The sequence below is a fragment of the Streptomyces sp. HPF1205 genome, assembly GCF_020400825.1.
Classification (GTDB): Bacteria; Actinomycetota; Actinomycetes; order Streptomycetales; family Streptomycetaceae; genus Actinacidiphila.
Map to the genome: position 1 here is coordinate 244,445 of NZ_JAINVH010000009.1, position 10,916 is coordinate 255,360.

The 10,916-nt window shown below is 73.5% G+C and carries 7 protein-coding genes and 1 pseudogene; 2 read left to right on the forward strand and 6 right to left on the reverse strand.

All coding sequences use genetic code 11. The annotated features are described in order from the left end of the window. Window positions 1-39: 39 nt before the first annotated feature. Together K7G61_RS13505 and K7G61_RS13510 are read right to left on the reverse strand one after the other, a co-directional pair. Window positions 40-1,470 carry a hypothetical protein gene (locus tag K7G61_RS13505; RefSeq protein WP_225847020.1) on the reverse strand — a complete coding sequence of 477 codons (1,431 nt, stop codon included), beginning with the start codon at window positions 1,468-1,470 and terminating at the stop codon, window positions 40-42. 388 nt (window positions 1,471-1,858) lie between these two features. Continuing rightward, a complete protein-coding gene (locus K7G61_RS13510; RefSeq protein ID WP_225847021.1) occupies window positions 1,859-3,391 on the reverse strand; it encodes an MFS transporter in 1,533 nt (510 codons plus the stop codon). Window positions 3,392-3,554: 163 nt separating this feature from the next. On the opposite strand from K7G61_RS13510, the gene K7G61_RS13515 reads away from it, so the two are divergent. After that, entirely contained in the window at window positions 3,555-3,998 is a 444-nt protein-coding gene (locus K7G61_RS13515) for a MarR family winged helix-turn-helix transcriptional regulator (protein ID WP_225847022.1), read from the forward strand. An 87-nt stretch (window positions 3,999-4,085) separates the two neighbouring features. Here the strand turns inward: K7G61_RS13515 and K7G61_RS13520 are convergent, their stop codons facing one another. Beyond that, complete coding sequence (locus K7G61_RS13520) at window positions 4,086-5,033, reverse strand: LysR family transcriptional regulator (RefSeq protein ID WP_225847023.1); 948 nt, start codon at window positions 5,031-5,033, stop codon at window positions 4,086-4,088. 104 nt (window positions 5,034-5,137) lie between these two features. On the opposite strand from K7G61_RS13520, the gene K7G61_RS13525 reads away from it, so the two are divergent. After that, window positions 5,138-6,175 carry a DMT family transporter gene (locus K7G61_RS13525; RefSeq protein ID WP_225847032.1) on the forward strand — a complete coding sequence of 346 codons (1,038 nt, stop codon included), beginning with the start codon at window positions 5,138-5,140 and terminating at the stop codon, window positions 6,173-6,175. Window positions 6,176-6,274: 99 nt separating this feature from the next. Here the strand turns inward: K7G61_RS13525 and K7G61_RS13530 are convergent, their stop codons facing one another. The 3 genes and pseudogenes from K7G61_RS13530 to K7G61_RS13540 all read right to left on the reverse strand — a co-directional run. Then, a complete protein-coding gene (locus K7G61_RS13530) occupies window positions 6,275-6,769 on the reverse strand; it encodes a hypothetical protein (protein ID WP_225847024.1) in 495 nt (164 codons plus the stop codon). Further along, complete coding sequence (locus K7G61_RS13535; protein WP_225847025.1) at window positions 6,766-9,228, reverse strand: molybdopterin oxidoreductase family protein; 2,463 nt, start codon at window positions 9,226-9,228, stop codon at window positions 6,766-6,768. Before K7G61_RS13535 ends, K7G61_RS13530 begins: the two co-directional genes overlap by 4 nt. 596 nt (window positions 9,229-9,824) lie before the next feature. Beyond that, window positions 9,825-10,820, reverse strand: a pseudogene (locus tag K7G61_RS13540) (LacI family DNA-binding transcriptional regulator); the annotation flags it as partial. Between the last annotated feature and the right edge of the window lie 96 nt (window positions 10,821-10,916).

Genomic DNA, 10,916 nt, shown 5'->3' on the forward strand with positions numbered 1-10,916 from the left:
GGATCCCGGGGGGCCGCGGTGGAGGTGACGGGTGAGCGGTCAGTTCAGGACGAGAGCCGCCGTGTCGTCGGACGGGTCGGTGTCGAACGGCGGGCGCCAACTGCCGTCGGGGCTCCAGGCCATCGCCACGGATCCCTGGGCGCCCGGGACGACCTGGTCGACGCGCAGCGTCAGGCTGAAGTCGGAGGTGTGCCCGGCCGGGATCAGGTAGTCGTCGGCGCAGTCGTACGGGCCGTGGGCGACGGTCTCGGGCTCGTCGTTCTCAGGCCGGCAGTTGGCGGAGGAGCCGGTGACGGTCGTCCCGGGCGGCGGGGTGACGGTGACGCCGATGGACTCTCCGCTGCGGTAGAAGATCGTCGCGGGACCCTTGTCGGTCATGCTGAAGGCGAGCGTCACGGTGTCGCCCTGGGCGCCCTGCGCGGTCGCGCCGGTCACCGAGAAGTCGGCGGTGTTGGCGGCCTGGAGGGCGGCGACGCGCCCGTCGCTGTGGTCGTCGGCGAGCTGGAGCTGGACCGTGCCGACAGGGGTGGTGATCGTCCGGCCCGGGTCCTCGACGGTGAGCCCGAGCGTGCCGCCCGTGCCCTTCGTCCAGGTACGACTCGCCAGCACCGACTGCATGTAGGGATCACCGCCCTTGGGGACGGTCAGGGTGTCGAGGTAGGTGTAGTACGCGGTCGAGGTGACGTGCAGCGTGACCGGCGCGGACAGCGCGACCCGCTCACCGACGTGGATCGGCTGGGGGAAGGCGCACAGGGCCATCTCGGCCTCGCGGTAGTCCGGCACCGAGCTGTACACGCAGTTGGAGTAGTGGTCGGCGAAGGTCAGGCCGGGCGAGGCCGTCAGCAGTGCCTCCGCGGCGGCGGCCGGCCGGTCACCGGTGTTCGTGAACTCCACCGGCTCGCTGACGGTGGAACCGACCGGAAGTCCTGTGTGGTCGGTGGTCGGGGACTGGTCGAAGGCGGGCCCGCCGACGGTGACCGTGCCGGTGGCGCCGACGAAGCTGCCGGAGGTGGCCGTACCACTGATCGTGTACGGGGCCGTCGCCCCGGGCGCGACCCCGGCGCGGGCGCTGACGGTCAGCCGGGTGATGGCGCCGAGCTGCCCGCCGGTCGGGTTGTCGTCGTAGAAGTACTCGTCGCAGGTCGCGACGGACGACTGGACGGTGCAGTTGTCGGAGAAGCTCACGTCGGCGATCGCGGCCAGCTTGCGCGCGTCGATCGTGATCGTCACCTCGGTCGACACGCTGCGGGAATCGGTGGTGAAGGTGAGCTGCGGTTCGACGGAGGTGGCGACACCACTGGCCGCCGCGGTCGGCACGGCGACGGTCGCGGGTGTCCGCAGCGTGATCACCGGGCCCCCGTCGGCTGCCGCCGGTACGGCGGCGGACAGCACGCCGAGCACGCTGAGCACTCCGGCGGTCGTCGCGGCGGCGGTGAGCGCCGCGACACGGCGCGGGACAGGACGATTCATCGGCTTTCCCCCCAGGAAGATGTGTTCCACGAGTGACTGTAGGGACCGGGGCGGCGCGTGTCCTCCGAATTGGAAGGCGCCGTGCCGGCCGGGGTGGCGGCGGAAAAGGCGCCGTGTCGGCCGGGGTGGCGGTGCCGCCCGTGGGGGGCGGGCGGCACCGCGGGGAACCGGCACCCGGGCCCTGAGCGCGGGCCGGGCACCAGGCGGACCGGATCCGGAAGGGGGGCCGGGGGCCGGCGGAGGGGCCGGGAGAGCGCGGCCGGGGGCGTGGGCCGGCCCCGCTTCCTGTACGGGGGATCAGGAAGCGGGGCCGGGGTTCAGGGGGCGGGGCGGGCAACGGAGCCGGGGGGAGGTGCGGCTCCGTTGCCCGCCCCGCCGTTCGCCGGCGTCAGCGGCTGTCCGCCCGGGCCGTACCGGCGACGGCGGACGGCTGTCCCGGCGCGGCGGCCGGCGGGCGGGCTCCCGGCGGCGGGCCCATCGGGCCGCGCGGCAGCAGGAAGGTGGCCGCCAGGGTGGCCAGGCTGAGCCCGATCCCGGTACCGCCCACGACCTCCAGGGCGTGGACGAAGCGGGACTTGCCCGGGTGGTCGCCCAGCGCGTTGAAGAAGATCACGCCGAAGACCGCGACGCCGATCGTGTTGGCGAACTGCTGGGCGGTGGTGAGCAGTCCGGAGGCCAGCCCGGCCTGCTGCTGCGGCACCTTGGAGATGACCACGCCGGTCAGCGCGGGCAGGGTGACGCCGGTGCCCAGGCCGCCGAGGACCATGGGGGCCACCATCTCCCAGGCGGACGTACCCGTTCCGGCCGCCTTCAGCTCGACCAGCAGCACCGCGGTGGACAGCAGCAGCAGGACCTGGCCGATGGTGATCACCTTGACGCCGTACTTCATCAGCATCGGGCGGGCGCTGAGTGAACCGGCGGCGAAGGCCAGCCCCATCGGGCCGAAGGTCAGACCGGCCTTGAGCGGCGACAGGCCCAGGCCCGACTGCAGGAACATCGTCATGCCGAAGATGAATCCGGAGTAGAAGGTCATGACGCCGACGATGGTCAGGATGCCGACGCTGTAGGAGCGCGAGGTGAACAGCGACAGGTCCAGCATCGGCTCGCCGCCGCGCCCCGGCAGCCCCTTCTCGTACAGGACCGTCGCGAGGCCCACCGGCACCGAGGCGCCGAGCATGATCCAGCCCCACAGCGGCCACCCCTCGGTGCGGCCGATGACGATCGGCAGGATCGCCAGGCCCAGGGTGAGCGCGATGCCGAGGTTGCCGACGACGTCCTGCCGCGGCCGGCGGGGCGACTTCACGGCCGGCAGCAGGCGGGCGGCGAACAGCAAGGTGACCGCGCCGATCGGGATGTTGACGAGGAAGATGACCCGCCAGCCGAGGGAGGCGATGTCGGCGGACAGCAGCGCGCCGCCGAGTATCTGCGCGGCGACCACCGCGAGACCGATGGTGGAGCCGAACCAGGACAGCGCCTTGGGCCGCTCCTGCGGCGGGAACGACACGGTGATGAAGGCGACGACGGTCGGCACCATGAGGGCGGCGCCGGCGCCCTGGATCAGGCGGACGGCGACGAGCTGGGTGCCGTTCTGCGCGATGCCGCAGCCGAGCGAGGCGACCGTGAACAGGCCCATGCCGAGCATGAACAGCCGTTTGTAGCCGAAGACGTCGCCCCAGCGGCCGGAGGTCACCAGGAGGCTGGCGTAGGTGAACGTGTAGCCGCCGATGACCAGTTCGAGCGTGGCCTGGCCGATGTGGAGCTGCGACTGCAGGGAGGGGGTGGCGATGTTGATGACGTAGAAGTCGAAGATCGCCATGAACATCGCCACGAGGGCGACGATCAGCATGGTCCAGCGCCGCGGGTCGGGGGCCGGTGCGCCCGGGGCCGCCGACGCTCCCGGCGGTGCGCTGGTCGAGCTCATGGTGCTGCCTCCAGGGACTCACTTCGATTGCCGGCTAGCGCCGTACTCGTGACTGTAGGCGCCCAAGTCGATAGCCGTCAAGTAATTGGCTGGCTAGTGAAAATCGCGGGCTGGTTAGAATGTGGGCCCGGCGGCGTGCCGCCACCACGCACAGGAGGTCAGCGTGAGCGAGTTCATGGACGTCTACACCCGAGCCTCCAAGTCCGTCCGCGCGATCACCGAGGTCGCCCTGCGCGCGCACGGCCTGCACCTCGGGCAGAACCTCGTGCTCGCCGCGCTGTGGGAGGAGGACGGGCAGACGCCGGGCGCCATCGCCGCGGCCGTCGACGTCACGACCCCGACCATCGTCAAGATGGCCAACCGCATGACCGCCGCCGGCCTGCTCACCCGCCGCCGCGACGACCGCGACAACCGCCTGGTGCGGCTCTACCTCACCGACGCCGGACGCGCCCTGCGCGAGCCCGTCGAGAAGGAGATGCGGGCCCTGGAGCAGCAGTTGACGGCCGGTTTCGGCGACCCCGACGTCAGCCGCCTGATCGCCTCGCTGACCCGCATGACGGAGAACGCCCACGCCCTGGGGGCCGCGGAGGACCCGCTGGTTCGGTGAGCCGGGAGGCCGACGGGTCCGACGGGTCCGACGGGCGGTCGCACCCGGGCCGGCGCGGTCGTACGGGGGGCCGGGGGGCCGGGGGCCTCACCGTACGGACGTCACGGACGTCGGCCGCGCGGCGCCCTCCGCCTCGTCCCGGTGCTGGATGTGCTCGGCCGCCTCGCGCAGGGCGGCCAGGACCGTGCGGACGGCGCGGCGGGCGGTGCGTTCGGGGCGGTGCAGCGCGTCGATGCGGCGGCCGGCCGGGACGCCGGCGAGCGGCTTGAGGACGAGGGCGGGGTGCCGGCTGGCGGTCCAGCGCGGCATCAGGGCGAGCCCGCCGCCCGCGGCCACCGTCTCCGCGACGACCGCGAACTCGTTGATGCGGTGCACGATGCGCAGCCGCCGGTCGGCGGCCGTGGCGATCGCCTCGATCGTGGCCATCAGCGGGAAGCCGTCGTGCACGGTGATCCACGGCTCGCCGGCCACGTCGCGGGGCGACAGCCGGGCCTTGCCGGCCAGGGGGTGGCCGGCGGGCATCGCCACGTCGAGCGGCTCGCGCAGCAGCGGGGTCGCGGCGACCGTGCCGGGCCAGGGCGGGGCGTGGTCGAGGCGGTGCGCGAGGACCAGGTCGTAGTCGCGGGTCAGGCGCGGGAAGCGGTCCTGGGCGACGTCCTCGTCGGCGAGCCGGAGCCGGGGGCCGCCGGGCCCGGCCAAGGCGCGCAGCAGCAGCGGGAAGAAGGCGGCGCCCGCGCTGTGGAAGGCCGCGACGGAGACCTCGCCGTCCGGCCGGGCCACGAAGTCGTCCACGCTGTGCCGGGCCCTGGCCACCGCGGTCTCCACCTCGACCGCCGCCGCGGCCAGCGCCTGCCCTGCGTCGGTGAGCACGAGGCGGCGGCCGTCGCGTTCGGTCAGCGGCACCGGGATGCTCCGTTGCAGCAGCCGCAATTGCTGCGATATCGCCGAGGGCGTCATCAGCAGCGCCTCGGCGACCGCGGTGACGCTGCCGAGTTCGCCGAGTTCGCGCAGGATGCGCAGCTGCCGTTCGTTCACGCCGGTCAGTGTAGGAAGCGGCGGCCGAACCATGAAGCAGAGGTTCACCATTTGTGAAGAAGTACGGTCTGGGCTTCACGGTCGCCGTGCCCCAGGGTGGGGGCGTGCCCGAAGCCCGCCGTACCGACGCGGTACTCCTGCTGGTCGCGATCGTCTGGGGTTCCAGCTACCTGGCCGCGAAGACCGCCACCTCCGCCCTCCCCGTCCTCGTCGTCCTCCTCCTGCGGTACGCGATCTCGGCGGCGGCCTGCCTGGCGCTCGTCGCGGGGCGGCGCGGCGGGCCCGGGCGGCGGTGGTTCACCCGCGAGGAGGCGCGCGCCGGGCTGGTGCTCGGCGTCACGCAGGCGTCCGTCCTGGTGCTGGAGACGTACGGGGTGGCGCACACCACCGCCGCCAACGCCGGGCTGATCATCAGCCTGACCATCGTGCTGACGCCCTTGCTGGACCGCGCGGGCGGCGACGCCGGCGGTTCTGGCGTTTCGGGCGGATCGGGCGGTTCGGGCGGCGGCGGGCTGCCGCCCGCGTACTTCGGCGCCTGCGCGGTGTGCGTGGTGGCCGTGGGGCTGCTGATGTCGGGAAGCGGCGGGCTGCACGCACCCCGCTCCGGCGACCTGCTGATCCTCGCGGCGGCGGGGGTCCGTGCCGGGCACGTGGCCCTGGTCGGCCGGTTCAGCGCCCGTCACGCGCTGCGGCCGCTCCACCTGACCACCGTGCAGACCGTTGCCGGCACCGCGCTGTTCGCCGTACCGGCCGCGGGCAGCCTGCCCGCCCTCGGCCACGCGGGCGCGGGTACCTGGGCCGAGCTGGTCCATCTCGCCCTGTTCTGCAGCGTGTTCGCGTTCCTTGCCCAGACCTGGGCGGTGCAGCGCAGCTCCGCGAGCCGGGCCAGCCTGCTGCTCGGTACGGAGCCGGTGTGGGCGGTCGCCGTCGGCGTCGCCCTGGGCGGCGAACACCTCACCTTGGCCGCGGCCTTGGGCGCGGCGCTGATGCTCGCGGGCACGTACTGGGGCCAGTCGGTCGAGCGGGCGCACCGTACGCCGCCACCGTCGCGTCCGACGCCATTGCCGTCACCGTCGCCCCCGCCGTCGCAGACACCGCCGCCCCCGTCCTCGTCAGCGCCGTTGGGCGGCCGGGCCCGCTGAGGCGGGGAACGGGACGGGGGCGGGGGCGGAGGCGGGGGCGCGTCCCGCGACCGCGTCCCGCGACCGGCCGAACCGCCCGTACCACCACCCCCCGCCGGATCAGCCGGCCACCAGGATCTGCGGGGCCGCCTCCTTGATCCGGGTGGTGATCCACTTGGCCTGGGTCACCGTCTCCTCGTGCAGCGCGGAGACCTCGGACAGCAGGTCGTGGTCGCGCAGGGCCAGGGCGGCCTGGCCGAGGACGATCCAGTGCAGGCCGACGCCCTGCGCCTTCAGGTACAGCTCGCGCAGGTCACGGAGCAGCAGCAGGCCCGACTCGGGGCGGCGCCCGGCCAGTTCCGAGGACTTGTGCCGCAGCGCGTCGACCGCGCTCGTCAGCACGGCGGGCCGCTTCGGCGGGTGGAGGACGACCCCGTAGTGCCCGCCCAGGGCCCGCAGCCGCTCGGCGTGCTCGTCGCACTGGGCGGACAGCGTGCGGCAGGTGTAGTGCGTGCCGTGGTCCGTGGCCTGGCGCTCGGCCACCGCGCGGAAGGACTGCGCCAGTTCGACCTCCGCCTCGTGCAGTTCGCGCAGTACCGCGCCGACCTTGTTCATCGCGCGCCCCCCGCGGTGCCCGAGCTGTTGAGTGCCGGCTCCCAGACCACCACCGGCCTGCCGCCGGCCTCGGCGTCGGCGACCTTCACCACCCGCACCGGAGTGACCTTGAGGATCGGCTGCTTGGAGACCGGATCCCATTCGGTACGGGTGAGTTCGTTGGCGGCCCGGGTGTGCCGGTCGGGGTCGGCCTGGTCGAAGTAGCCGTAGTGGAAGGGCGCGAACACCACTCCGCGGCGGTGGCCGCGCAGCACCGCGGGGGCCTCGATGTCCGCCCGCCGGGAGGCGACGCGCACCATGTCGCCCTCGTCGACGCCCAGGTCCGCGGCGTCCTCCGGGTGCAGTTCGACCCACATCTCCGGCGCCGCCCGCCGAAGTTCGGGGCTGCGCGCGGTCTTGGTGCGGGTGTGCCAGTGGTGGACCGTGCGCCCGGTGGTGAGCCGGAGCGGGTAGTCCTCGTCGACCGTCTCGTGCGGCGGCAGGTAGTGCGCGGCCTTGAGGATCGCCCGGCCGGCCGGGTCGTGCGCCCGGTACTCGCCGGCCTCGTTCTGGGCGCCGGTGGTGAGGTCGTGCCCGTAGTCCTCGCAAGTGTCGGCCGCGGTGGGGAAGCGGTGGTCGGCGTAGAGGCGTTCGGTGCCACCGGGCGCCTGCTCGGTGCACGGCCACTGGATCCCGCCGCCGGCCGCGTCCAGCCGCTCGTACGTCAGCGCCGACTGGTCGCAGGGACGGCCCCTGGTCAGCGCGATGAAGTCGCGCCAGGCGTCCTCGGGCCGCTCCCACGGCGGCAGCGGCTTGCCGTCCCGGTCGGCGAGGTCCATGCGCCGCGCGTAGTCCACGAAGACGTCGAAGTCGCTGCGCGCCTGGCCAGGAGGGTCCACGGCCCGGTGCGAGAGGTGGACGGTGCGGTCGGCGTTGGTCATGCAGCCGGTCTTCTCCGCCCACAGCGCGGTGGGCAGCACCACGTCGGCCAGCGCGGTCGTCTCGGTGGGGAAGGCGTCGGACACGACGAGGAAGAGCCGGTCGGAGCCGCAGACGGACCGGATGCGGTGCAGTTCGGGCAGGGACACCGCGGGGTTGGTGCCGGTGACCCACAGGAACCTGATCGAGCCGTTCTCGCAGTGCCGGAGGATCTCCATGGCGTGCGTCGGGGGCGACCAGTGCGGGATCCGCAGCATGTCGACGTTCCAGGCCTCGGCCAGTTCCCGCACCTGGGTGTCGTTCTGCCAGTTGCGGTAGCCGGGGAGCGCGCCGTTCGCGCCGGTCTCGCGGGTGTTCTCGGCGGTGGGCTGGCCGTTCATCTGGAAGACCGTCGCCCCGGGCCGGCCGATCATGCCCCGCAGCAGGTTGATGTTGTTGACCTGCACGGCCGCCGCCGTGGCCTGGTGGGACTGGTAGACGCCCTGCAGCACGGTGGACACCAGCCGGCTGCCCGTGCCGATCACCCGCGCGGCCTGCCGGATGCGGTCGGCCGGCACGCCGCAGATCTCCGCGGCTTTCTCGGGGGGATACGCGGCGGCCACCCGCGCCAGTTCCGTGTAGCCGACGGTGTGCGCCTCGACGAAGTCCCGGTCGACCCAGCCGTGGCCGATCAGCTCGTGCAGGAGGGCGTTGAGCACGGCGACGTTCGTGCCCGGCCGGACCGGCAGGTGGACGTCGGCCTCGCGCGCGGCCGGGGTCAGCCGCGGGTCGATCACCACGAGCCCGGGCCGGTCGGGCCCGTGCAGCCGGTCTAGCATCCTGGCCCACAGCACGGTCTGCGTCTCGGCGACGTTGTGGCCCACCAGCAGCAGCGTGTCGCACAGGTCGACGTCGGTGTACGAGCCGGGGTCGCCGTCGCTGCCGAAGCTCTCGATCAGCGCCCATTGCGCGGTGGCCGTGCACAGCCGGGTGTTCCCGTCCAGGTGCGGGGTGCCGATGCCGGCGCGGGCGATCAGCGCCTGGGCGTAGTACTCCTCGGCGAACAGCTGCCCGCTGGTGTAGAAGGCCATCGCCAGCGGCCCGTGCTCGGCCAGCACCGCCTTGGACCGGTCGACCACCGCGCTCATCGCGGTGTCCCAGTCGGTCTCCCGCAGCCGCCCGTCCGTACGCACCATCGGGCGGGTCAGCCGGTCGTCCGAGTGGTTCGCCTGCCAGCCGAACAGCCCCTTCGGGCCGAGCCTGCCGTGGTTGATCCGGTCGTCGGCCCGCCCCCGTACGCCCACCATCCGCCCGTCTGCGACGGCGACGTCCATCCCGCAGCCGTTGGAGCACAGCACACACGCCGAACGCACCCACCGCTCGACCTGCTCGGGCGGCACGGTCAGGTGCTCGTCCACCCGGCGCGGCCAGGTCTCCCCGGCCGCGTACGGCGTCCGCGCGCCCCACACGTCGGCGGTCCGCCCGGCATGCGCGTCATGCCCGTCATACCCGTCATGCCTGTCAACCGCACGCACCTCGTCGGCTGTCCTGCGGTCACCCATCACGCGACCCCTTCGTCCGTGCCGTGCACCCGTGCGCCCGTGCGTGCCGTGCGCGCCGGTCACCGCCGTCCGGGGGCGGCCCGGCGTGTGTCGTCTACCGCGGCGACGTCGGGACAAAACGCCTCACACCGGACAGTGTCGGTCACTCGTGGGTCAGTATCACCATACGGTGGGTGATCGCACCTGGTCGCGCCCGCCACCCGGGCGCCCCCCAAGGCGACCGGAACGGCCGGGAAGCCGGGGACTCAGGCGGTGGGCATGCCGGACGGAGGCGGTACGGCGGGGCGCGGGGGCTCGGGCGAGGGCGCCTCGGCTCGCGCCTCCTCGCCGGAGAACCGCAGGTCAGCGACCATACGTGCCTGGGTGGCGCGGCATCAGCCGGTCACGCCCAGGGAGTCGGACGGGCCGGACGCGGCCGCCGTTCCGGGCCCCGCCGGCCCTACCGGTCCCGCCTGTCCCACCGGCCCCACGGCCCCCGTGGAACCCGAGGGCCCCACCGGATCCGCAACCGTTTCCGTGCCGGCCGCCGTGCCGGACACGGCGCCGTCCGCCCGGGGGTCGGCCACGGGCGCGCGGACGGGGACGCCGATGCCGACCGGTCCCGTGCTCTCGCGGTGCGTCAGAACGGGGTCGAGCAGCGTCACCTCCGAGGGGCGCTGCTCGTTGATGCCGTCCATGACGAGCTTGACCGCCTGGCGGCCGAGCTCGTGGAAGGAGCCGGTGACGGCGGTCAGGCGGGGGGAGAACTGCTCGGCCAGCAGGTCCGTGCACAGGGCGATGACCGAGGCGTCCTCGGGCACGATGCGGCCGCTGCTGCGCAGCAGGCTGAGCAGCGGGCCGATGGCGCCCTCGTTCTGCACGACGAAGCCGGTGGTCGCGGGGCGGTCGGCGAGGATACGGGCCAGCACGCCCGCGGTGCTCTCGTACGTCCCCTCGCAGGGGCGGTGCAGGATGCGCAGTCCGCGTTCCGCCGCCCGCGCGCGGAAGCCGGCCAGGGTGTGGTCGGCGAATCCGATGTGCCGCTGGTAGAGGGCCGGCGGGTAGCCGATGAAGGCGATGTCGCGGTGGCCCAGGTCGGCCAGGTGGTCGGCGCACATGGCGCCGGCCCGCATGAAGTCCAGGTCGACGCAGGGCAGTCCCCGGGGGTCGGCCGGCAGGCCCATGAGGGCGGCGGGGATGCCGGTCTCCAGCAGCACGGGGATGCGCGGGTCGTCGAGTTCGACGTCCATGACGATGACGCCGTCGGCCAGCCCGCTCGCGGCGACGCGGCGCACGCCGTCGTGGCCCTCGTCGTTGGTGATGAGCAGGACGTCGTAACCGTGCTCGCGCGCGGCCATGGTCACGGAGATCGCGATCTCCATCATCACCGGTACGTAGACGTCGGTTCTCAGCGGCACGACCAGCGCCATGATGTGGGACTTCTTGCCGGCCAGGGCGCGGGCGCCGGCGTTGGGGTGGTAGCCGAGCTCCCTGATCGCCCGCTCGACCCGCTGCCGGGTGGCCGGCGAAATGGGTCGCTTGCCGCTGAGCACATAGCTGACGGTGCTCGCGGACACGCCCGCGCGCTTGGCCACCTCGGCCACTGTCACCATGCCGGTGAACCCTCTCTTCCTTGGCGTGTGCGGTGTGTGCGGAGTGTTCGGCGTCCTCGGATCTCCCCGCCTCTTTCCTTTCCGGTGTCCCGGCTG